This is a genomic window from Candidatus Pelagibacter sp. RS40 (assembly GCF_002101295.1).
Classification (GTDB): domain Bacteria; phylum Pseudomonadota; class Alphaproteobacteria; order Pelagibacterales; family Pelagibacteraceae; genus Pelagibacter.
Map to the genome: position 1 here is coordinate 1,164,522 of NZ_CP020778.1, position 24,431 is coordinate 1,188,952.

At 32.0% G+C, this 24,431-nt stretch carries 22 protein-coding genes; 10 read left to right on the forward strand and 12 right to left on the reverse strand.

Annotation, left to right across the window (positions count from 1 at the left end; all coding sequences use genetic code 11):
- Positions 1–13: 13 nt before the first annotated feature.
- On the forward strand, positions 14–526 hold the full coding sequence (locus B8063_RS05945) for a gamma carbonic anhydrase family protein (RefSeq protein ID WP_085070418.1): 513 nt from the start codon (positions 14–16) through the stop codon (positions 524–526).
- On the opposite strand, the gene B8063_RS05950 is transcribed toward B8063_RS05945, so the two are convergent.
- Both B8063_RS05950 and B8063_RS05955 read right to left on the reverse strand, forming a co-directional pair.
- Positions 523–1,122 carry a pyridoxamine 5'-phosphate oxidase family protein gene (locus tag B8063_RS05950; protein ID WP_085070420.1) on the reverse strand — a complete coding sequence of 200 codons (600 nt, stop codon included), beginning with the start codon at positions 1,120–1,122 and terminating at the stop codon, positions 523–525. The genes B8063_RS05945 and B8063_RS05950 overlap by 4 nt on opposite strands.
- Positions 1,123–1,125: 3 nt before the next feature.
- On the reverse strand, positions 1,126–1,995 hold the full coding sequence (locus B8063_RS05955; RefSeq protein ID WP_085070422.1) for an NAD(P)-dependent oxidoreductase: 870 nt from the start codon (positions 1,993–1,995) through the stop codon (positions 1,126–1,128).
- Positions 1,996–2,003: 8 nt separating this feature from the next.
- On the opposite strand from B8063_RS05955, the gene B8063_RS05960 reads away from it, so the two are divergent.
- Both B8063_RS05960 and rpoZ read left to right on the forward strand, forming a co-directional pair.
- Positions 2,004–3,212, forward strand: coding sequence for an MFS transporter (locus B8063_RS05960; protein WP_085070424.1), 1,209 nt, complete (start codon positions 2,004–2,006; stop codon positions 3,210–3,212).
- 43 nt (positions 3,213–3,255) lie between these two features.
- Entirely contained in the window at positions 3,256–3,774 is a 519-nt protein-coding gene (rpoZ, locus tag B8063_RS07330; protein WP_085070428.1) for a DNA-directed RNA polymerase subunit omega, read from the forward strand.
- Positions 3,775–3,835: 61 nt separating this feature from the next.
- Here the strand turns inward: rpoZ and B8063_RS05970 are convergent, their stop codons facing one another.
- The 4 genes from B8063_RS05970 to B8063_RS05985 form a co-directional block, all read right to left on the reverse strand.
- Complete coding sequence (locus B8063_RS05970; protein WP_085070430.1) at positions 3,836–4,840, reverse strand: glycine betaine ABC transporter substrate-binding protein; 1,005 nt, start codon at positions 4,838–4,840, stop codon at positions 3,836–3,838.
- A gap of 165 nt (positions 4,841–5,005) precedes the next feature.
- Positions 5,006–6,181, reverse strand: a complete 1,176-nt coding sequence (locus tag B8063_RS05975; protein WP_085070432.1) for an aminomethyltransferase family protein — start codon at positions 6,179–6,181, stop codon at positions 5,006–5,008.
- A 10-nt stretch (positions 6,182–6,191) separates the two neighbouring features.
- Positions 6,192–8,522, reverse strand: a complete 2,331-nt coding sequence (locus tag B8063_RS05980; RefSeq protein ID WP_085070434.1) for a molybdopterin guanine dinucleotide-containing S/N-oxide reductase — start codon at positions 8,520–8,522, stop codon at positions 6,192–6,194.
- Between the two features lies 1 nt (position 8,523).
- Complete coding sequence (locus B8063_RS05985; protein ID WP_085070437.1) at positions 8,524–10,650, reverse strand: ABC transporter permease; 2,127 nt, start codon at positions 10,648–10,650, stop codon at positions 8,524–8,526.
- A gap of 71 nt (positions 10,651–10,721) precedes the next feature.
- Between B8063_RS05985 and B8063_RS05990 the strand changes: the two genes are divergently transcribed.
- Positions 10,722–11,768, forward strand: a complete 1,047-nt coding sequence (locus B8063_RS05990; RefSeq protein WP_085070439.1) for a quaternary amine ABC transporter ATP-binding protein — start codon at positions 10,722–10,724, stop codon at positions 11,766–11,768.
- On the opposite strand, the gene B8063_RS05995 is transcribed toward B8063_RS05990, so the two are convergent.
- Positions 11,761–12,693 carry a DMT family transporter gene (locus B8063_RS05995; protein WP_085070441.1) on the reverse strand — a complete coding sequence of 311 codons (933 nt, stop codon included), beginning with the start codon at positions 12,691–12,693 and terminating at the stop codon, positions 11,761–11,763. The two genes, B8063_RS05990 and B8063_RS05995, sit on opposite strands and share 8 nt — an antisense overlap.
- 42 nt (positions 12,694–12,735) lie before the next feature.
- Here B8063_RS05995 and B8063_RS06000 point away from each other — a divergent pair, with 42 nt between their 5' ends.
- The 5 genes from B8063_RS06000 (at position 12,736) to B8063_RS06020 (ending at position 18,216) form a co-directional block, all read left to right on the forward strand.
- Positions 12,736–13,926 (forward strand): iron-containing alcohol dehydrogenase, encoded by a 1,191-nt coding sequence (locus B8063_RS06000; RefSeq protein ID WP_085070443.1) that lies wholly within the window; start codon positions 12,736–12,738, stop codon positions 13,924–13,926.
- A gap of 6 nt (positions 13,927–13,932) precedes the next feature.
- Positions 13,933–15,348 carry an amidase family protein gene (locus B8063_RS06005; protein WP_085070445.1) on the forward strand — a complete coding sequence of 472 codons (1,416 nt, stop codon included), beginning with the start codon at positions 13,933–13,935 and terminating at the stop codon, positions 15,346–15,348.
- A gap of 35 nt (positions 15,349–15,383) precedes the next feature.
- Positions 15,384–16,238: a DMT family transporter gene (locus B8063_RS06010; RefSeq protein WP_198150957.1), complete on the forward strand. Its 855-nt coding sequence runs from the start codon at positions 15,384–15,386 to the stop codon at positions 16,236–16,238.
- 3 nt (positions 16,239–16,241) lie between these two features.
- The gene (locus B8063_RS06015; RefSeq protein ID WP_085070450.1) at positions 16,242–17,234 is read left to right on the forward strand and encodes a homocysteine S-methyltransferase family protein; all 993 of its coding nucleotides are present in this window, start codon (positions 16,242–16,244) and stop codon (positions 17,232–17,234) included.
- A gap of 118 nt (positions 17,235–17,352) precedes the next feature.
- Positions 17,353–18,216, forward strand: coding sequence for an HpcH/HpaI aldolase/citrate lyase family protein (locus B8063_RS06020; RefSeq protein WP_085070453.1), 864 nt, complete (start codon positions 17,353–17,355; stop codon positions 18,214–18,216).
- Here the strand turns inward: B8063_RS06020 and B8063_RS06025 are convergent, their stop codons facing one another.
- From B8063_RS06025 to B8063_RS06045, 5 genes are read right to left on the reverse strand one after another with little or no spacing between them, the layout of a single operon-like run.
- A complete protein-coding gene (locus B8063_RS06025; RefSeq protein ID WP_085070455.1) occupies positions 18,217–19,383 on the reverse strand; it encodes a serine hydrolase domain-containing protein in 1,167 nt (388 codons plus the stop codon).
- Positions 19,384–19,393: 10 nt separating this feature from the next.
- Positions 19,394–20,311, reverse strand: coding sequence for a homocysteine S-methyltransferase family protein (locus tag B8063_RS06030; RefSeq protein WP_085070457.1), 918 nt, complete (start codon positions 20,309–20,311; stop codon positions 19,394–19,396).
- Positions 20,312–20,314: 3 nt separating this feature from the next.
- Positions 20,315–20,698 carry a VOC family protein gene (locus B8063_RS06035; RefSeq protein WP_085070459.1) on the reverse strand — a complete coding sequence of 128 codons (384 nt, stop codon included), beginning with the start codon at positions 20,696–20,698 and terminating at the stop codon, positions 20,315–20,317.
- Position 20,699: 1 nt separating this feature from the next.
- Positions 20,700–22,133, reverse strand: a complete 1,434-nt coding sequence (locus B8063_RS06040; protein WP_085070461.1) for an aldehyde dehydrogenase family protein — start codon at positions 22,131–22,133, stop codon at positions 20,700–20,702.
- A gap of 22 nt (positions 22,134–22,155) precedes the next feature.
- The gene (locus tag B8063_RS06045) at positions 22,156–23,298 is read right to left on the reverse strand and encodes a CaiB/BaiF CoA transferase family protein (protein ID WP_085070463.1); all 1,143 of its coding nucleotides are present in this window, start codon (positions 23,296–23,298) and stop codon (positions 22,156–22,158) included.
- An 86-nt stretch (positions 23,299–23,384) separates the two neighbouring features.
- On the opposite strand from B8063_RS06045, the gene dctP reads away from it, so the two are divergent.
- Entirely contained in the window at positions 23,385–24,395 is a 1,011-nt protein-coding gene (gene dctP, locus B8063_RS06050; protein ID WP_075521190.1) for a TRAP transporter substrate-binding protein DctP, read from the forward strand.
- Positions 24,396–24,431 lie beyond the last annotated feature (36 nt).

The following is a 24,431-nucleotide window of genomic DNA, read 5'->3' on the forward strand; positions in this document are numbered from 1 at the left end:
TATTATATAAATTATGTTTTACGATTTGGAAGATAAAAAACCGAAAAACTCTGGCGAAAATTGGGTTGCACCTAATGCAGTGGTTATTGGAGATGTTACTTTAGAAAAAAATAGCAGTGTATGGTTCAATGCAACTTTAAGAGGAGATATAGAAAATATCTTGATAGGAGAGGGATCTAATGTTCAAGACGGAAGTGTTCTACATACTGACCCAGGTTATCCACTTAAAATTGGAAAAAATGTAACTATTGGTCATTTAGTTATGCTTCATGGATGTACAATAGATGATAATAGTTTAATTGGGATTGGTGCTGTTGTTCTTAACAATGCAAAAATTGGAAAAAACTGCATCATAGGATCCAAAGCGTTGATAACTGAAAATAAAGAAATTCCAGACAACTCTTTAGTAATGGGATCACCTGGAAAAGTCGTAAGACAAGTTTCATCAGAAGAAGCAAAATTAATTACAAAAAACGCAGAAAGATATCAGGATAATTGGAAGAGATATTCTAAATCGATTTTTTAAGGAACTAACCAAGAATTTTTATTTGTTTTGAAATCAAATTTAGCTCTTCTATGACCTTTTGCTGCAAGATATAGCCATTCTATTGATTTTATATAACATTTGATAACAGTAAAATTTTTATAACCATCTTCACTTTGTTCCATTGTATAATCAAAATCTTCTAACTTAGAAATCATTCCTGAAGTAGGTTTTTCGGATACAGTTCCAGGAGGACTATCAGTTAAATAACATCTTCTACTAATGTGTTGGGTTTTTTTCCAAGATGCCTCTGTCACTGAATTTTGATTATTTATTTCACATTCAACTTTTACTCTTAATTGTATTTTTTCTTCTTTATCATAGAAAAGTAACGAAGCTTTATTATTGTTTTTAAGTATATTTACTTTTGGAGACCTTAAATCAGTATGAAATTGCAATAAATTGTTTTCTCTGTCAGACTTCCTTAAAACAACTATTCTTCCCTCAATATCGTCTTTGTGTGAGCACATAAAAACTGGAATTCTAAAAGGTGAACCTCTATTGGTTACTGCATCTTCAAGCATAGACCAGTACTTATTTTGTATTTCTGCTAAGTCTTCATAGTATGCTGGTTGCATACTTTATTTTCTAAATCTTTTTATTAAGCTAGAAGTATCCCAACGATTTCCACCCATTTCTTGAACATCGCCATAATATTTATCTACTAGCTCTGTAACAGGTAATAAAGAACCATTATTTTTAGCTTCTTCCATTGCAATTTTTAAATCTTTTCTCATCCAATCAACAGCAAAACCAAAGTCAAATTTATCATCAATCATAGTTTTATATCTATTCTCCATTTGCCACGATTGAGCTGCTCCTTTTGAAATAACTTCAATTACATCTTCCATATTTAAACCAGCTTTCATTCCAAAATTTATACCTTCAGACAATCCTTGAACTAAACCTGCTATACAAATTTGATTAACCATCTTAGCAAGTTGACCAGATCCAGCTTTTCCAAGTAACTTCATTTTTTTACTGTAACAATCAATTTTGTCTTCAGCTTTTTCAAAATCAGATTGATCACCACCAATCATAACAGTGAGTGCACCATTCTCTGCACCAGCCTGACCTCCTGACACAGGCGCATCTAATGCACCAAAATTATTTTTTTTGGCATAATCATAAATTTCTCTTGCAATTGTTGCAGAGGCAGTTGTGTTATCAATATAAACAGATCCTTCTTTTATAGTTTTAAAAGCACCGTTCTCACCAAAGGTCACTTCTCTTAAATCATTATCATTTCCAACACAGGTAAAAATAAATTCCGCATCCTTTGCAGCTTCAGCTGGTGTTTCAGCTATTTTACCCTTGTAATCTTTAATCCATTTTTCTGCTTTTGATTTTGTTCTATTAAAAACAGTTACATTATAACCACCTTTTGATATATAACCTGCCATCGGATAACCCATGACACCCAGACCAATAAAAGCAACATTACACGTCATAATTTTCTATGTTTAAAAGCTTAAGTTTAAAAGTAATTATATTTGGATTTATTTTTACATTTTTTTCAAGTTTTGGACAGAGTTTTTTTATTGGTTTATTTAATCCGAGTGTAAGAGATGATCTAAATATTTCCCACGGACAATTTGGATCAATTTATGCAACCGCAACATTATTAAGTAGTTTTTTATTCATTTGGGTAGGAAAAAAAATTGACGATATTAATGTATTTAGATTTGCAATTTATGTAACAGTTCTTCTATCGTTTTCATGTTTTTTCTTTTCAAAAATTTCATCAATTGCATTTTTATTCATTGCTATATTTTTAATGCGATTTTCAGGTCAAGGGATGATGTCACATACGGCATCAACAACAATCTCAAGATATTTTACTAAATCTAGAGGTAAAGCTTTAAGCATAGGATGGTTTGGTTTATCAGTTGCTGAATTTATTTTACCTGTAACAATAATATATCTTTTAACCTTATATAACTGGCAAAATATTTGGATATTTATTTCATTGTTGGTTTTAGTTTTTCTTCCAATTGCATCTTACTTTTTAATTAAAGAACTAAATTTAGATTCAAGAGAAAATGCTGAAAATAACGAAGTTAAGAATAAAGACATTAAACAATGGGCAAGAATTGAGGTTATTAAGGATTATAGATTTTATATTATAAGTTCAAACTTACTTGCCATGCCATGGATTGCCACTGGTGTTTTTGTTTATCAATCATTTATTACATCTTCCAAGGAATGGGGAGAATACGTTATTGCTCAATCTTTTATGGTTTATTCATTACTGTCAGTAATTACATTATTAATATCAGGTATCCTAATTGATAAGTTTACTAGCAGAAAATTATTAATTTTTATGAATATACCTTTGCTACTTTCAACATTTGTTATTATTTTTTTTGATATTCCATTTACTGCATTTGTATTTTTAGGTTTAATTGGTATTTCAAATGGATTAGCTAACGTTTTAGGCTCATCCACATGGGCTGAGTTATATGGTGTAAAACACATTGGCTCTATAAAGGCTTTAACCACAGCATTGATGGTTTTTTCAACAGCATTTGGAACAGCATTATTTGGTGTATTAATTGATTTTGGTTTTACGATTGAGAAAATTGCAATTGTTTCCTCAATCTATATATTTTCATCAATAGTTTTGCTTTTTTTTGTAAGAAAAAAACTCAATCCTGAATATATCTAAAAATAGCTTGATTTTTTATAGACCCAGGTATAAATAACCGGCCATGGCTAGAGTTACAGTAGAAGATTGTATAGATAAAGTAGAAAGTCCATATGAGTTAGTGCTAGTAGCAAAAGAGAGAGCTACTCAACTAAATTCTGGGATAGAACCTACTTTAGAAAGAGACAATGATAAGAATACAGTTATCGCCTTAAGAGAGATTGCCGAAGAAACAATCAAAGTTCCAGATTTAACTGAAGCTGCAGTATATAAATTAAGAAAACATGTAGAACAAGTTGATGATACAGGAGAAGAAGATGAAGACATAGGTGATGATTTTGAAAATTTATATAAAGGCGAAATATCTAAAAGCGGTGTTCCAATATTACCTTCTAAAAGAGCTAGAAAAATTCCAGAAAAAATTCAAGTATCAAAAGATGATTTAGAAGAATTACAAAATTCAACTGAAGCACCAACTTCAGATCCTATCGATACAAATGAAGAGAGTGGTGATGCTTCTTTAGAGGAAATGCAAGAAGAAGAAACTCTAGCAAACGAGCAAGACCCAAATAATCAAGAATAAAAAAAAGGGCCTTGAAATTAATCAAAGCCCTTTAATTTAACTTTTAATAATTATTAAAGAATTATTTTGGTATCCAGTTTTTCCATTTACCTGGATTAGCGTCTTTCCATTCTTTAACTACTTCTTTAAGATCTCTGTTCTTTTGTTTTACTTCAACTAACATTACAGCTTGATCTGCATTATCGAACTTCATTTTAGTGAAGAACTCAGCAGCTTTAGCGTGTTCTGGTTTTGCAAATGTAGCAGGGTTACCGTAGTTGAACGTGTAGTCTTTAGCCCAACCAGTTGCAGGCCATGCTGCAGTTCCACAATCTTTCCAGTTGTTCGCCTCTGTAAAAGAGTCACAAGTTTTATGAGCAGGAAGTTGAACACCTACCATGTCGTATGCTCCAAAAAACCAATGTGGCTCCCAAAGATATAATAAGAATGGTTCTTTTCTTTCATAAGCAGCAACTGCTTCTGCAATCGCAGCAGCTTCTGTTCCAAGCTCATCAGCTTGGAAATCAATTCCTAAAAGATCTAATCTTTTTTGGTCATGACAGTTCCAACCAGCTACAGGACAACCAATTAGTCTTCCTTTGCCACCAGTTTCGATTGTTGCAAATTTATCTTTATGTTTATTTAAATCTTTCCAAGTTTTAATTCCCAGACTTTCAGCTGCATATCTCGGGATGTAGTAATCAGAAAGTCCAATTATTCCTGTTGTACCTAAAAGTTTTACACTTCCATCACCTTCGTAATTAAACATTGTTTGACCATCATAAATAAGTGGTCCTTTCATCATTACTGTGTCAGCCTCAGCATAACTTGGCCAACTTTCGCATGCAAAGTCAATTTCTCCAGCAGCAATTGCTTCCCATAAACCTGTTCCAGATGGGAATACAACTCTTTTGACTTTGTATCCTAGCTCTTCCTCTAACATACTTACAGCAACTTGACATGTAATCTCTCCACCTGTCCAGTCAGCGACAGCTGCAGTCAATCTTTTAGCATTAGCTTGAGTTAAACCTCCAACTAAAAGAACAAAAGATAATATCAAGGCTGAAATTGTTTTAGATAATTTCATTATTTCTCCTCTATTTAATTAATTAAAGTTATATTTTAGTTCAAAAATTATAGTTATGTAAACTTATAAAATTGAACCATTAATAAGTTATAATGTTATATTATTTGGTAATTTTAGGCATAAAAAGCGTGGTCAATTGTTTCAATAACTAAATTATTATTAAATTTAGGTTCTCTTCGGAATAGATCTATCCAGGCCTTTAACTATTTTTTTATCATGATCAAAAAATGGTAATTTAACTACATTACAGTCATGAATTTTACCATTAGGTAATTTTAACTTTAACTTTTTACCAGGCCATTCTTTAGGTTCGTAAAATCTTACATATCCAATTCCAAGTTTTAACGTAGGTGAGGGGACACCCGCAGTTATATGACCTATAATATTATCACCTTCCATAACTTTACTTCCTGAGGTAGGAGTATCAGTTGCACAAGTAACTCCAAATAAACATGTACCTTTATTTTTTTTGGATAACGCTTCTCTTCCAATAAAATCACCTTTATCCATATTTACAAAAAAACCTAAACCAGCTTCAAAGGGTGTCATTGATGTATCTATATCAGTTAAATTTCCAAATATTCCTCCTTCAATTCTTCTTATAGTCATTGCACGAGAGGACGATAGCTCCATCCCATAAGGTTTTCCACATTCAATAAGATGATCCCAAAGAGCTAAGTGATCTGTTTTATAACCATCAGAATAAATTTCAAACCCTAGTTCGTTGGTAAATCCAGTTCTTGAAACATATAGATCTTGCCCTCCAAGATTAAAAAAACCTGATCTAAAATAAGGCATGCTTTCATCAATACCTCCTTTTGATGCTTTTTTCATAATATCAATAGATGCAGGACCTTGAATTTGTAGAACTCTTGACTTTGGATCTGATATTTTCACATCAAAATTTTCACTGTGTGCTAATAACCAATCTTCAAATGGACCGTCAGCTTGTACATACCAAAATTTATTATCACTAAATTTGAAAATAACTCCATCCATAAAAATTCCACCTTGCGGGGTACAGGCTAATGAGTAATAACCTCTACCTTCTTTAATAGATGAAATTTTTCTTGTTAATATTTTTTCTAAAAAAGGAATTGCATCCTTACCTGATATCTCTACTGGTTTTTCTGGAACATCAAAAATTAATGCTTTCTGTCTTAGGAGCCAATATTTTTCAATCGCATCTTCTCCTATTGATATTGGAAAATATCTTCCTGCATAAACTCCACGAACCATCTTAGGACTATCTGTTCTTTCAATGTAAGGAGATTCTTCAAATCTTCTTGCACTAATTTTAATAGTTTTGTTAAGATCAGATTCTTCTTGTAGATTTCCCAATTTAATCTCTCTAATTTGTTTTTGCGTTAGATCTTATAATTGTAGGTGGATCAAAGGCAGTTAATTTTGGGACTTTATCGTTATATTTTTCTATCTCAATAAGACAAGAATGTGCAATAGGACCTTGTCCAAGTTTTGATGTACCTTTATCTGGCGTTAACACATTTGGGTTACCGTGCTTACACATACTTCCATATTGGCTAGGATTTTCTGGATCATACCATGCACCAGTACTCATTTGTACCACTCCTTGCATTACATCATCAGTGATTTTTATTCCAGCTAAGCAAGATCCTCTCTCATTAAACATTCTAACTACATCTCCATTTTTTAAATTACGTTTGTTTGCATCCAAAGGATTAATTTCCAGAGGCTCTCTTTCATTTATTTTGAATGACTTACTATATTTTCCGTGATCCATTTGGCTGTGTAGTTTATTTTTCGGTTGATTTGATATTAAGTGAAGAGGATATTTTTTATTTACTTTGCCCAGCCATTCACAAGGCTCAAACCATACAGGATGTCCTGGACAATCATCATAATTAAAATCAGCCACGGTTTTTGAAAATATTTCAATTTTACCACTAGGTGTATCAAGTGGATTTTTTTTAGGATCTTCTCTGAAATCTTTCAACATTATTGTTGGTTCTGTTGGATCATTAATTTTAAACCATTTTTGCTCTCTAAATTTTTCATATTTAGGTATTTCAATATTTGCTGCTGCCGCCCTATCAAATGTTTGTTTATAAATCCATTCTTGCCAATCATCTTGGCTTTTTCCTTCAGTAAATTTTTCCTCAATACCCATTTTTTTTGCAATATTTGCAAATATTTCAAAATCATTTTTAGATTGCCCATATGGTTCAATTATTTTATCCATAGATACAACAAATGGATCTCTAGGCGTCATCATAATGTCAGTCCTCTCTAACGGAGTAGTGCAAGGTAAAACAATATCAGATCTTTTTGCAAGTGTATTCCAACACCATTCGTTTGAAATTATCGTATCTGGTTTTTCCCAAGCTTTTATTAGTCTATTTAAATCTTGATGATGATGAAATGGATTTCCACCTGCCCAGTAAACTATCTTGGTATCAGGATACACATATGACTTTCCATTAAAATCAAATTTTTTTCCTGGATTAAGCAAAAGATCACTAATTCTTGCAACTGGTATAAAATTTTCTATTTCATTTTCTGCTTGTGGAAATGCTGCTCCTGGTAAAACTTTGAATTGACCACCAATAAAATTTGTAGCACTATAACCAAAACCAAACCCACCTCCTGGTAATCCTATTTGACCAATCATAGAGGCAAGCATAATAGCCATCCAAAAAGGTTGTTCACCGTGATCTTGTCTAGTTAAAGACCAGCTCACTGAAATCATACTTCTTTTTTTTGAAATTTTAGTAGCTATCTCTTTAATTTTAGATACTGAAATATTACAAATTGCTGAAGCCCATTCGGCACTTTTTTCAATACCGTCATTTTTTCCTAAAAGGTAGGGTAAAAATTTATCAAAGCCCTCCGTATATTTATTTAAAAAATCAGTATCGCAAAGTCCTTCTGAGTAAATTGTGTGTGCCAGTCCTAACATTAAAGCAGTATCTGTATTTGGTCTTGCTGCAATCCATTCACCATTTACCTCGTTGATTAAATCAGATTTAAGTGGACTAATATTTATAAACTCTATGCCTGATTTTGCAGACTCAATCAAATTTTCTTTTTGATAGTGATGACCTGTTCCACCTTGTGAGATTTGTCCATTTTTTATTGGAACTCCCCCAAAACATATAAAAATTTCTGTATTTTTTTTTATAGACTCCCAACTAGTACATGTATCAAGATAAGCACGATAACTCCCAAGAATATGTGGAACCATTGCTTCTGCAGCAGCAAAACTATATGTAAATTTTGATCTAGTATATCCACCAACACAATTTAAAAATCTATGTAATTGGCTTTGGGCATGATGAAATCTGCCTGCACTGGCCCAACCATATGAACCGCCAAATATTGAGGAGTTTCCATGTTTTTCTTTTACTCTATTAATTTCGTTTGCTACAAGTTCCTCTGCTTTATCCCAACTAACTGCAATAAATGGTTCAACACCTCTTAAATTATTGTTTGCCCCTGGACCTCTTTCAAGCCAACTTTTTCTAACCATTGGCTTATCGATACGTGTTGGTCCGTCTAAAACATCAACTATTCCTTGTGCGATAGGTGATGGATCTTTATCATGCTCCCAACCAACAAGTTCCTCAACTTTACCATTTTTAACTTTAGCTCTATAAGTACCCCAATGGTTACTTGTTAAAGGCAGACCTTTATCTTTGGTCATCCTAATTTGCTTCTAATCCGAGTGCTTGTCTTTGTTTTTTAGTCCAAGCTAAAGTTATACGATCAATAATTATAGCAAGAAGAACTATACCGATCCCTGCAGCTAATCCTCTTCCAGTATCAGACCTAGCTAATCCATTGAATACTTCTAAACCTAATCCCTTACCACCAATTAAAGGAGTTACAATTTGCATTGCAAATGCCATTACAACTGTTTGATTAAATCCAATAACCAAGCTTGGAACGGCTAGCGGAAATTTAATTTTTTGTAAAGTTTGAAGAAGCGTTCCTCCAAAAGATCTTGATACCTCAGAGTATGTACCTGATACTTGTGTTAAACCAAGTGCAGTTAGCCTTATTATTGGAGGAATTGAATAAATAACAGTTGCAAGTACAGCTGAAACTATTCCTCCACCAAAAAACATTAAAACTGGTATCAGATAACAAAAATAAGGAAGTGTTTGCATTGCGTCTAGCACAACATTTAAAACTTCCTTAAACCTTTGGTTATAAGATGCGATAATTCCAAGTGGAACACCAATTGCAAAACATAAGACAACAGAAACTAAAACTGATGAAAGAGTTATCATTGATTGTGGCCAAATTCCACAAGCACCAATAAATAGAAGAAGCAAAGCAGTTATGATTGCAAATCTTAAATTAACTGTAAAATAGCCAATTGCAACAAATACACTCATAGTATACCACCATGGTATATGTGTTAAGAATGTATCAAGTGGTCTTAACAAATTAAGATATACAAAAGCTCTTAAGCCTTTTGTAAATGCTATAAAGCCTGGATTTATAGTTAATGACTTAACTCCATCTGCAATAGGCTGCCTGATTGATAATTTCCATTCTTCTGGGAAAGTTCCAATTGAAATTAGATAACTGTCAACCAACGAAATAATTATAAAGACTATAAAAGATGGTATGACATAATATCTTCTGCTTAAAAATTCTCTTAAATCTTCAGCATTCTCTTTATTAAAAATTGAAAAGATATATTTAACAAAGGTAGCTATTAAATTAGTAACACTCTTACAGATTAAATTTATTGCAAAATGTAAATATAAAATAGGTTTTTCAATTAATCTTGCAACTTGAAACTTTTCCCAACTTTGAGGTAGAAGATAAAAAGGCTGTACATCTGATGGCAGAATATCTTTTTGTTTTGTTAAAGACATACTAAATCTATCAAACATTATAGCCATAAATAATATGCACAAACCACCTTCCATTGCCCAACCAACATCGAGGTTTCTAATAGCTAACCATACTTGACCACCAATACCTTCTGCACCAATAAAGCAAGCTAAAACAACTAAAGCTAATGCCATCATAATTACCTGGTTAATTCCCATCATTATACTTGGTAAAGATAACGGGATTTTTATTTTAAATAGTAGTTGCAATTTACTTGATCCAAATGATGTTGCGGACTCTATTGTATCTTTTGAAACTTGTCTTATACCAGAATTCGTTAATCTTATTACAGGTGGCATAGCATAAATCATTGTTGCTAAAATTGCAGGAGCACCTCCAATTCCAAAAAAGAACAACGCAGGAAATAAATAGACAAAAGCAGGCATTACTTGCATCGTGTCTAGTATTGGTTTCATAAAACCATCAAAGCGATCACTTTGCGAACATAAAACACCAAGAATGACACCAAAGAAAACACAGAGTAAAACGGATAAGCCCATCAGAGCTACAGTCTGAAGTGACTCATCCCACATTCCAACAGCTCCCCAAAAGTAAATTACAAACAATGAATATAATCCTAACCTTAAGCCACCTGCTATCAGACATGGTAAAAATATTATTGAAGCTACTAAAAGCCATGGAGAATCTATTAAAAAATCCTCTAAAAAGTAATAACCAGACTTAATGTATCCAGCTATAATTTTTGTCATCCATCTATAATTTTTTTTTAAATAGTCTTCACCATCATTTACCCAAGCAGTAAAAGTAAATTCATCAGTTACAACTTTAGGAAGTTTGGAAGGACCTTCACTTTGACTGGATAAAAATAGCGCAACTAAAAATACCAATATTATTGCAACATAGGTGATAACACTTTTGGAGCTGCCTGATTTATCAACAATTACAGTTTGTTCAGAAGACATAAAATATTTAATTTAAATAAATAATTTTACTTTTAAAGTAAAATATTGTCTATTTCACAATTAGTAATTAAATGGCTGTTGAACAAAAAATCACTTGCTCAAATATCTGGAAATTATTCGGACCAGATGAAAAAAGAATAATCAAAAATTTAGACAAAAACCTATCTATAAAAGAGGTTCAAGAAAAAACAGGACATGTTGTTGCTGTTAAAGATGTAAGTTTTTCAATTGTTAAAGGTGAGACTTTTGTTGTCATGGGCCTTTCAGGAAGTGGAAAATCTACTTTAGTTAGATGTATCTCAAGATTAATAGAACCCACGTCTGGAACTGTTAAAATGGATGATACCGATGTAACAAAAATGAGTAATAGTGAACTTTTAGATCTTAGAAGAAATAAAATGAGTATGGTATTCCAACATTTTGGATTATTCCCGCACCGAACAGTTATTGAAAATATTGGATATGGTTTGGAAATTAGAGGAAGTAAAAAACAAGACAGATTAGATAAGTCAATGGAAGTATTGAAAATGGTAGGATTAGAAGGTTGGCACAATAACTACCCAAGAGAGTTATCTGGTGGAATGCAACAAAGAGTGGGTTTGGCTAGAGCACTTGCTGTAGATCCTGAAATTCTAATTTTTGACGAACCATTTTCAGCTTTAGATCCACTAATAAGAAGAGAGATGCAGGATGAACTACTTAAAATTCAAGACAAACTACAAAAAACTATGGTTTTTATTACACACGATTTTTTAGAGGCAATTAAAATGGGAGATCATATCGCAATAATGAAAGACGGAGAAGTTTCACAAGTTGGAACACCCGAGGAAATAGTTGCAAATCCTATAGACCAATACGTTAAAGATTTTTGTGAAGATGTTCCAAAGTATAAAGTTTTAAGTGCAGGAAAAGTAATGAGAAAAGATTGTTGCGATGATACTAAAAAACTTTATTCATCTAAAGCAGACTGCATTCCTGATAATTCTAAAATTGAAACTTTGATAGATAAACTTGTTGATACCGATAAAAAATTTCCAGTTATTTGCTCTGAAACTGGAGACTTGCTAGGTGAAATTGACCGTTCTATTGTGATGAAATCAATGAGATCTGCTAGTTAATCTGTTTATTGCCTTTTATACTTTTCTCATTAACCTTGTCTCTCCAAATAATTATCATACCTGCTAATATTATTAATATAACTCCAGGAAAAAGTTGAGCCCAAGGCGCTTCATTAAAAAAAATCCACCCTAATACAAATGATGAGGGTATTCCTAAATACTCAAATGATGCCATCTTACTTGCGGAGATTAATCTATAAGAATAAATAAATAAAATAGCAGCTGTACCACCAAGAATACCAGTTAGTGTCATTAAAAAAAAGTCTTGAACATTTTTGATTTCAACATGGCCGCTGGTTATAAAAAATAATACTAGTCCACCCAGTACGTTAAAAATTAATGAGTATAATTGTATTTTTGCAGTTGAATGACCTTCGGGAATAAATTTAAGTATTATAACACTGATCGCCCATGCAAATGCAGTCATAATTGGAAATATTGAATAAAAACTAAATATCTCACTGGTTGGTTTCATAATTAGAACAACACCAAAGAAACCTAAAAAAATTGCAGACCATCTATATTTACCAACTTTATCTTTTAAAAAAAATATAGATAAAATTACAATAAAAAATGGTGATGAAAATGTCAAAGTCATTGCTGTTGCAAACTCTAAATTTATTACAGAAATAAATACAAATATATTCATTGATAAAAATGCTAAACCTCTAAAAAAGCTTAAAATTAAAAATTTTTTGTCAATTTTTCGAAAAATTGAAAAATATTCTTTCGTGAATATTATTAGAAGAATTAAAGGAATAATTCCCGCTGCATTTCTAAAAACTGCTAGTTGAATAACAGAATATTCATCACCAAGAAATTTTATCACAACCATGTAAAAATCTATACAAAGTATAGCCATGAGCATCGTAGTCACAGCAAGATAGGTTTTCTTCACATCTACTTTTTCAGATGATAATTTCATTGTTAAAATCTTTTAAAAAATTGTATAAACCTTACAAATAAAATGAGTAACTTTAAACTAAATGAATCTGATATCTTATCAAATCAAGATTGGACTTTCCCAACCAATATTGCGTACGGAGCCGGACGTTTAAAAGAAATTGGAACAATTTGTAATAACTTAAATATAAAAAATCCCTTGATAGTAACTGACAAGGGAAGTCCAAAGTTGCCATTTATTTCGAATTTACAAAGTTATTTGTCTGATTCTAATGTAAAATCTGATTTATTTTTCGATATATCCCCTAATCCAAGAGAGGATGAAGTTTCAGTTGGTTGCAAAAAATTTAAAGATGGAAATCATGATGCAATCATAGCTATAGGTGGTGGAAGTGCTATGGATGGAGGTAAATTAATTTGTTTAACAGCAAATAATGATGTTCCACTCAGAAATTTTGAGTTTGAGTTAACTCCTCCAATAATAAGTAAAGATAACCCATTTCCAAAAATTATAACTATTCCTACAACAGCAGGAACAGGAGCAGAAACAGAAATTACAGCTATGGTAACGTATTTAAAAGAGGGAATGAAATTTTGCATGTGGCACCCTGATGTGAGACCTTCATTAGCATTAATTGATCCAGAATTAACAATAGGACTACCCGCTAATCTAACAGCATGGACAGGTGTAGATGCATTAATTCATGCAATTGAAGGATACTGCGTTCCAGGATTTAATCCTCTGTGTGATGGAGCAGCATTAGAAGGTCTATCATTGATATCCAAATCACTAGTAACTGCCGTAGAACAACCAGATAGTATTTTAGCAAGAGGTGGAATGCATGTTGGATCTTGTTTAGCAGGAATATCATTTTTAAAAGGATTAGGTAATGTACATTCTATATCTCACGTGGTTGGTGCTGAGTACAATACGCACCATGGTTTAACTAATGCAATAGTTTTACCCGTAGTTTTACGTTTCAATTTACCTGGTATGGAGGAAAAAGTTCAAAGAATGTCTGAAGCAATGCAATATAAAGATCATTCAGTTGATGCATTCATTAAAAATATGGAAGATTTGTTAGATAGAGTTAAAATCCCTAAAAGCTTAAGTGAATTAAATGTTCCCGAGGACAGTGCAGCAAGAATTGCAGAGAAAGCAATGAAAGATCAAGCGTATGGCCAAAACCCAAAGAAAGTCTCTTTTGAAGAAATGAAAGAAATGGTTTTACAAAGTATAAAAAAAGCTCGTTAAGCTTTAATGCTTGATAATCTATCAGTTGAAGAAATTCAAAAAAATATAAATAACCGACAAATCTCAATTAAAGAAGTCTTAGTTTACTACTTAGAAAGAATAGAAAAATTTAATAAAGATATTAATGCTATAGTTTTACAAAAAGATAGAGAATTATTAATTAAGGAAGCAGAACAGAAAGATAATTTACAAAATAGCAAAAAAATTTTAAATGGTTTGCCTATAGCGATCAAAGATCTTTCTGATGTTGTTGGTTTAAAAACTACATATGGTTATGCAGGATCAAAAAATAATAGCCCTAAGAAAAATTCACTATTTGTAGACAAACTAATAGATAATGGAGCAATCATAATTGGTAAAACAAATACCGCAGAATTAGGTGTTGGCGGACATACTACTAACCGTCTTTTTGGACCTACATCTAATGTTTATAACTTTGAAAAGTCTGCAGCAGGATCGAGTGGTGGTGCAAGTTCAGCGGTTGCAGCTGGGCTACTTCCATTTGCGGACGGTACTGATCAAATGGGATCTTGTAGAGGTCCAGCTGCATATGCAAATATTTATGGATATAGACCAACTCCTGGTTTGATTGCTGCTGATCGAACATATCAAAATTTTGATATACCTATTTTAACAACACCAGGATGTTTTGCAAAAACACCAAATGATATGACATTTTTAATTGATGCTATTACCGGAAGGCATCCAATAGATAAAATTTCGTTTGATTTAGATAGTTCATTTAGAAATGCAAAGTTTTCAGAGAAAGAATTTTCAAATTTAAAGATTGTTTGGCTATCTAATATGAATGGTAAATATAATATTGAAAAATCCATTTTAGATATATGTGAAAAAAAATTAAAAGATTTAGAAAAAAATAATCTTGAAATTGAATATTTAAAGCCAAGCTTAGATACTGATGCTTTATGGAACAGCTGGACCACCTTTAGATCTAAAAGTATTTATCAAGATACATTAAGTATGGGTATTAAAGATATAAATTCCATGACATTTCAAGCAATTTGGGAATACAACAAAGGTAAAGATATTCAATCTGATAACTTAAAATTAGCTTTTGAACAAAAAAAAAGATGTAATGAGCAAGTTAATAAAATTTTTGATAAATTTGATTTTTTAGCTTTACCTTCTGCTCAATTGTTTCCCTTTGATAAAAGTATTCAATTTCCAAGTAAAATTAACGAGACCAGTCTCGATACATATCATAGATGGCTAGAAGTTTTTATTATATCAAGCCTCTTGGAGCTACCAACTATAACTATTCCTGTTGGTTTTAATGAAAATGGTTTACCAATGGGAATGCAGATTATTGGTAAAAATAAAGACGACTTAAAACTATTTGCTTTTGCAAAAATCTTTGAGGAAATTTATAATAATTCAAATTACAAACCAAAATTAAACTAATGGTAAGACATCGACATCATTTTAAAATAGCTTTTATGTTAGCAATAGCAGCTGGATCATGGGGAGTTTATTGGCTTCCTCAAAGATATTTAGAAAATGGTGGCTTAACTGGGGGGTGGGGAACTATTTCTCAAATGATTATAGGTATATTATTACTAACTCCAATTTCTTTGTGGAGAAAATTTAAAGGTCGTTCATCAGGATTAGAAATACCATTTGTTGGTCTTTTAACAGGAAGTGGTTTTATATGTTATGCCTTAAGTTTTTTATTAACAGATGTTGTGCGTGCATTAATCATGTTTTACATGATACCAGTTTGGACAACAATTTTTGAAATAATTTTTTTAAAGAAAAGACCTGGCTTAGAAAGAGTTTTAACATTGGGTCTTGCTCTTGGTGGTTTATGGATTGTTTTTAGTAAATCTAATATTGTACCACTACCCCAAAATGCTGGAGACTGGTTGGCCTTAGTAGGAGGTGTTCTTTTTGGTGGTGGGCTTATACGTTTGGAAATTACTAAAACAGATGGAGTATTTCCTGTAATATTTTCTTTTTTCTTTTATGGAACAATATTTAATATTTTCGCTGGTTATATTTTAAAAGATTATCTAGGACCTGTACCACCTGCAGAGGCTTTTCTCTCTATGTTTACTTTTTTGGTTCTTATTTCAGTATTTTATTTTATTCCTACAGGCGTAATAATAATGTGGTCACCATCAGTTCTAGGTGCTGGACTTTGTGCAATACTATATTTGAGTGAAATTGTTGTTGGGGTTGTTTCTGCTGGTATTTTAACAGATGAACCGTTTGGATGGCGAGAAATTGTTGGTAGCTCCATGATTGTGTTGGGGGGTGTGCTTGCAGTAGTGTTAGCCCCAAAAGAATCATAGTAAATGCTTTTCAAAGAAAAGCTAAAATCAAAAAATAAAATATTTTTAGATGGAGGGAACGGTTCTGAAATAGCAAAACTTGGCGGTGACATGAGCCCTGCATTTTCTGCATTAGCAACTTTAACATCACCAGATATTGTAATTAAAGTTCATGAAAATTTTATTAATGCTGGTTGTGATATTATTACCGCAAATACATTTGCAACTAACAGACATAATTTGGAAAGTTTAAACAAAGGTGATCAAGTACATAAATTTATCTCAGACTCAGTTAAACTTTCTAGAAAAGCGATATCAAATACTGGAAAAGAAAATAAAATTGCAGTAGCGGGTAGCCTATCAAACTTTTTTCCTCTAAAGGAAAATGAGTTTGTTCCAAATCCAGAATTTGTACCAACCTTTAAAAAAGAGGAAGAAAATTACAAAGAAGCTGCAAAAATTTTAAAAGAATCTGGAGCAGATTTATTGGTTCTAGAAATGCTTTTGGATGTAGACCACTCTAAAATTTTATTAAGTGCAGCTCTCGAAACTGGTTTACCAGTATGGGTTGGATTGAGTTGTTGCGATAGTAAATTTGACAATTCCGTTATTGGAAGAAATTTTAGAGCAGAGAAAGAAAAATCACTGATTTATGATGAGAATAAGTATAAAGACCAACCTAAATACTTACCTGAAGATAAAATAATTTTACTAGATGATATAATAAAATCACTTACGAATTTAGGAGGTGATGTTTATGGAATAATGCACACTTGGTTTCAAGATAGCATTGGTGGTTTAAAAATATTGAAGAATAATTGGAAAGGACCAATCATGTTTTATCCTGAAATACATAAATTTGACACTAATACACATAAAGCAATAATAACTATGACAGAGGAAGAATTTTCAAACTCAATTTTAGAATTAATAGATGATCAAATTCAAATTGTTGGGGGCTGTTGTGGAGTTAACGACAAGCATTTAAAAAGACTTATACAATCTATATCTGAGTAAATTAATCAATACTTCGAAATTTTTTAAAATTTAAAATTAAATTTTTTTATTGAAGTCAATTTAGTTACTATGATAGCTTTAAATATTAATAAACAAGATTATACCATTATAAATTTAAATGAGTTCAAATAAACTAAGAGTACGAAGAAGCTTTATATTTACACCAGGTTTAAAACCAGAGATGTTTCCAAAAGCAATCGAGTCTGGGGCCGACATGGTTTGTATAGAATTAGAGGATGGTATAGCGCTTAAGGATAAGAATGATGCAAGAAATAACACACTTAACGCTTTAAAAATGCTCAAGATTAAAGAAGATGTAGAACTGGTTGTAAGAGTTAATTGTCAAAGAACAAAACATGGATTATTAGATTTAGAGGCCTTTGCCTCAAGTAAAATAAACATCGGTGCAATAATGCTTCCCAAAGTAAAAACACCAGATGAAATAAAATTTATCGATGATCTGCTTACAGATTGTAATTTAGATACAGACCTTCATGTAATAATGGAAACGAACGAGGCTTTAGAATGTATTTATGACATTGCCCATGCAAGCAAAAGAACGGTGGCATTGTATTTTGGAGGTGTTGATATGGCAGCTGAGCTTAGATGTGAGCATAAATGGGAAAATTTAGTATACGCAAGATCAAAATTAGTTCATGCAGGCGCAAGTATTGGGGTTGATGTAATAGATGTTCCATACTTAGATTTAGAAAATATGGATGGAATGAAAAAAGAGGCAGAGCTTGCAAAAAATCTTGGTTTTACAGGCAAAGGCTCTATCCATCCTAAACAGATAGGAATTTTAAATGAGGTTTTTACACCTTCAAAAGAAGAAATTAGTCATGCAAAAAAAATTGTAGATCAATTTAACGAGTCAAATACAGGCTTGGTTGTAATTGATGGCAAACTTATAGAAAAACCTGTTTTAAGAGAAATGCAAAGAAAAATATTAATTGCAGAAAAAATAAACAAAAATTATTAATTAAAAATTATTATTAACTATTTCATCCATCATATTAATCATATCTTTCTTATAATTTTCATCAGTTCCAGAATCTGTTTCAATTACAGAGAAATAGCTTGCAACAACTCCATTATTTAAATTTATTGCCAAAAATTGACCTCCAAGACCTGAATGGCCAATCCAATTACCACATTTCATTGTTGAATTTGAGTACTCTAAAAATTTATTTTTTGATAATTCCATATATTTAGTCCCTTTATTTTTTAATGTTTCATCTAAGAAAAATTCAGAACCGATTTTTCTATTCAATACCCCATGCCCTTTTCTTGAAAAAAGAAGACCATATCTCAAAAAATCTCTAGAGATTAAACATCCGCCTCCCGAAATCCAAGGCATGCTAAATCTATCTGTCCCCATATACATGGCATCTTCAAAACCTGCTGCTTCTACAGCCTCCAGCAACCATTCTTTAAGTTTTTTTCCACTTACTTTTTCAACTAATAAACCCATTACATCTGTATTTGCTGATTTGTAATGAGATAAATCTGAAGTATTTTTTAAATCTTGATCCGTCAAAGATTTAATAGAATTTAAAAATTCTTCCTGGCTTACTTTATAATTTAAATCATCGGGTAGTCTCCAACCACAAACTGGTTCATGTAAAAATGAAGAGGTATATGGATCTGTATAATCTTCGCTATAAGCATTTTGAATATTCATATCTAAAACATCTTGAATCGTTGCAGATGCATACCCAGAGCCAATATTAGGTAAATATTCTGAAACTTTTTTATTTAATTCAATAATTTTTTTTTCAACAAGTTCTCCAATAAATAAATTAATAAACATTTTTGTGATAGACATTATTGTTTGTGGGGTATTTTCGTTAAAATCATCTGCATATTTTTCATATAGAATGTCTTGATCTTTGCCTACCAACAATGAGCAAAAATATTTATGATTTATCATTTTATTTACTGATGGAATTTTTTCTATCTTGTCATTATATTTTTGGTTTAATTTTAATACATGATCAGATCTTAGAAGTAGACCATATCTGTTAATTTTATGTAAATTTCTATAACCCTCTCTTCTTGTTTCTGGTAAATACCATTTTGGTTTATTATCTCTTATAATTTTAAGCGTAGGATTTAATTCACTAATTATTTTTTTATCTTTTTTCATTTTTTAAATTTTATTTTAAAACTGAGATTGCACTTATTTTATCGGGACCAACTCCACAACATCCACCTATAATCTGAGCTCCATTAGATATCCAATTTTTCGCTTCCTCTAAATATTTAGACGGGGATATATCATTAATTAATTTCCAATGAGGTTTTTCAAAGTAACCATTATTTGGATATGCACCTACAATCCCTTTGTGAACTCTTTTTAAAATTTTAACCGCTTCACCTGTAACTTTGATATCTGAATGTGCAACTAAAATTGGTCCTTCATGCATTTTACTAAATTTAGATAGGGAATTTTCTAAAGTATCGTAAAATTTTGCTTTTGAATTAGTTATACTTTCTTGATAGCCGTGCATTAATATATTTTCGTCTTCATTTATTGCACAAGAAATAGATAGCCAGATAGGTAATTTAACATTTTTTGAGCACTCAATAATATTTTCAACAGTTCTATCCTTTGACGTCATGGCTTCTAAAATGATTAGGTCTACACCTGCTTCTTTTAAAATTTTTAAATGTTCATTAAAACCAGGTTTAATATCCTCTTCTGATAGTTTATCCCAACTGCCTGAAGTTGAAACTGATCCTGCAACAGCTATTTCCCTTTTAGAATGGTTAGCAGCCTTTAAAGCTAATTTTACACTTTCATCATTCCAAGCTTTCGTAAATTGATCATATCCGTACTCTTTCATTGATATCGGTGTAATAGCGTAGGTATTTGAAGTAATGATATCTGCACCAGCATTAATATAATTTTCATGTACTTGAAGCATTTTATCTGGGTCATCTATTGCACATTTTCCAGCCCACAGATCTTTATCCATCTTTGCGCCTGAACTTTCTAACTCTCCTCCATTTCCACCATCTAAAATAACTACACCATTAGCTTTTAATTTTTTCTCTACAAGATTGTATGACATTTATTATTGATTATTTGTAAAAGCGCAGATTTTATTTCCATCTAAGTCACGAATGTAAGAATAGTAAACTCCAGAGCCTTCGGGTCTCTCACCACCAGATCCTTCGCTAGCACCTCCCAACTTAATCCCAACATCATGAAACTTATCAACCAATTCTCTTGAACTTGTTTGAAATGAAATTTGAGATCCATTACCAACTGTTGCTTTTTCTTTGTTAAAAGGTTTTGTGACGTAAAATTCTATTTTTCCGTTGCTATTTTTTTGAGAATATCCAGCGCACACTTCATCTTTTTCAGTTCTCTCTAAATCTAAAACTTCCAACAATTCATCATAAAACTTAATAGACTGATCTAAATTGTTTGTGCCAACCATAACATAGCCAATCATATTATTTTGGCCAACCAGTTACAGCTTTAACTTCTAGAAATTCATGTAATCCCCAAACACCACCTTCACGTCCATTTCCAGATTGTCTATATCCTCCAAATGGAGCACCAGGGTCTGCACCGTTTCCATTTACATAAATTGTTCCAGCCTTAAGCTTCTTGGCAACTCTTTTTGCTTTTTCTTTATCCTCAGTTTGTAAATAATTACCTAATCCATACTCAGTTTCATTTACAATTTGAATTGCTTCTTCTTCCGTCTCAAAAGGTATTATAGATAAAACCGGACCAAATATTTCTTCTTTTGCAATACGCATATCATTTGTTACATCGGTAAAAATAGTTGGTTTAATAAAATAGCCTTTGTTCATTCCGTTAGGTAATTCCGGTCCACCTGCTGCAAGAGTTGCTCCTTCGTCAATTCCACTTTGAATGAGGTTTATTATTTTATTGTATTGAATTTTAGATACAACAGGACCTATATGATCTCCTTTTTTTGAAGCATGGTCGACCTTTATCAAATTTGCTTCTTCGACAGCCTCTTTAACTGCTCTTTCATATATTGATTTTTCAACGAGCATTCTTGTAGGTGCATCACATGACTGACCTGAGTTACTCATTACGTTTCTGATACCATCTCTCACAGCGTTAGGGTAGGAGTCTGCAAAAACAATATTTCCACCTTTTCCACCTAATTCTAGGCACACTCTTTTGATTGTATCAGCTCCATTTTTTAAAATTAATTTACCTGCCCTTGTTGATCCTGTGAAAGATACTAAATCAATATCAGGATGTGATGAAATATCCGTTCCAACACCAGCGCCATCCCCATTAACAAGATTAAATACACCCGCTGGAAAGCCTGCTTCATCAATCATTTCCGCAAACAACATTGCTGACATTGGGGCTATTTCTGAAGGTTTATGAATCATTGTACAACCTGTTGCAAAGGCTGGAACAACTTTTAAAGCTATTTGATTGATTGGCCAGTTCCATGGAGTAATTAATCCACAAACTCCAATTGGTTCATAACAAATATGATTATTAGACTTTGGTTCAAATTGCTCATCAAACTTAAATTCTTTTAATCTTTTTATAAAATCTTCAAGATGAGATTGTCCACTTGATGTTTGAACGTCTGTTGCCCAATCCATTGGGGCCCCCATTTCCATAGATATAGCATCAGCCATCTCTCCATATCTTTTTTTATAAATAGAAAGTAATTTTTCTAATAAATTTAATCTTTCATCCTTTGAACTTTCGCTCCAGCTAATCAAAGCTTTTTTGGCTGCCGAGACTGCAGCATTAGTATCCTCTGTTGATCCTAATGATATAGTTGCAAACGCTTCCTCTGTTGAAGGATTAATTACCTCATAATCATTTGGTTTAGTTGGTGAAACCCATTGACCGTTAATATAAAATTTTCTTTTATCTATCATAATTATAAAGCTTATATATTAGTTAACTAAATTCTTTAAGTATTTTATCGCGGTGCTCATCAAGATCTGGAATATCTCCTCTTATTTTTTCATCTTTGTATGTAGACATTTTTATAGGGTTTCCCGCAGATTTAAACTCTCCAATTTTCTTATGAAAAGATTTTACAATCATATTTCTCTCTTTAATTTGTGGATTTTCTACAGCTTGTTTAATATTAAAAATTGGACCGCACGGTATTTTTAAGTTTTCCATAACTTTAATCCATTCATCCGTATTTTTATGCTGAAGTTTATCCTCAATAATAAATTTTAGTTTATCAATATTTTGAGATCTTAAAGAGTTTGTTTTATACATTTCATCAGTTGCAATGTTAGGTATTTCAAGAACTTCACATAAGCTTTTAAATAATTTGTCGTTACCAGCTGCAATAATCAAAAAACTGTCCTTTGTTTTAAAAGCTTCAAAAGGAGCAATGGATGGATGTCTCGAACCCATTGGTTCTGGGATTTCATTTTTTGAAAGATATCTAGCAATAGCATTTTCTAAAATTGCTATTTGACAATCTAGCATTGATACATCAATGAAAGCACCTTTACCTGTTTTTTGTCTATCATACAAAGCTGCATTAATACCAATTGCCGTAAATAAACCAGCTGTAATATCCCCAATTGACGTCCCAACTCTTGTTGGTTCTGAATTTGGATGTCCAGTAACACTCATTAATCCACCCATACCTTGAACAACCATGTCATATGCTGGCAATTCTTTAAGCGGACCTGTTTGACCAAAACCTGAAGCTGATGCATAAATTAATTTAGGATATTTTTTACTTACTTCATTCCAACCAAAACCCCATTTTTCTAAAGTGCCTGGTTTAAAATTTTCAACTAATATGTCTGCTTTTGCCAAAATTTTTTCAAAAATTTTTTTATCGTCTTCATTTTTTAAATTAAGAGCGATACTTTCTTTTCCTCTATTCAAGGACATAAAATATGCAGAGTAATCATCAATGAAAGGACCAAATCCTCTCGAGTCATCTCCAATTTCAGGAGCTTCAATTTTAATAACTCTCGCTCCAAGATCAGATAAAATCATTGTACAGTAAGGACCTACCAAAACCCTTGTTAAATCAACAACTAATAAATTTTTTAATGGACCATCCATAATAAATATAATGACATATGGTTATATTGACTCTTATTAAGAAGTTCAATTTAATTACATTTTTAAACTAATGAGGAGAAAATAACATGTTAAGAAAATTATCTTTAATTTTCACTTCAGTAATTTTAACTTTTTCTTTAATCGGATCTGCTTTAGCAGTAACTCTTAAAGCTAGCCACCAATGGCCTGGCACACAAAGAGCAGATGGTTCATACGATCCAAGACATGAAATGGTTCAAATTATTGCAGATGAGGTTAAAAAAGCTAATGTTGATTTAGATATAAGAATTTATCCTGCTAAATCACTTTATAAACCAAAAGAACAATGGAAACCCATGACAACTGGTCAGTTAGATATTTCAGCTTTCCCTTTAGCATATGCTTCTAAATTCCATCCAGAATTTGATGCAACACTTATGCCGGGAACAGTAAAAAATCACGACCACGCATTAAGATTTAATAAAGGTCCAATGATGACCGAAATTAAAAAAATAATCAATGATGCTGGAGTAGTGGTTCTTTCAGATGCATGGTTAGGTGGTGGATTTGCATCTAAAACTAAATGTATAAAAAATCCAAGTGATGCAAAAGGACAAGTAATGAGAGCTGCAGGAAAAGCATTTAACCAAATGTTAGAAGCAGCAGGAGCAGGTATTCAGAGTATGCCATCATCAGAAATTTACACAGGTCTTCAAACCGGTGTACTAACTGGTGCTAACACTAGTTCAGGAAGTTTTGTAAGTTACAAAATTTATGAACAGGTCTCATGTGCAACACCTCCAGGAAAATTTGGTCTATGGTTTATGTATGAACCAATTTTGATGTCAAAGAAAAGTTTTGATGCATTAAATTCAAAACAACAAGATGCTCTTATGAAAGCTGGGAAAGTTGCTGAAAAATATATGACTGCACAAGTTGAAAATTTAGATAAAAAATTTGAGGATGCTTATAAGGCAGCGGGTGTTAAGTTAGTATATATGGATGAAAAAGATCATGCAGCATGGGTAGAGATTGCGAAACAATCTTCTCATAAAGCATTTGCTGAGAAAGTTCCAGGTGGTGATAAGTTAATGGAAATGGCTTTAGCAGTTAAATAAACTGGTATATAAAGAACCCCTATTTATTGAATATAA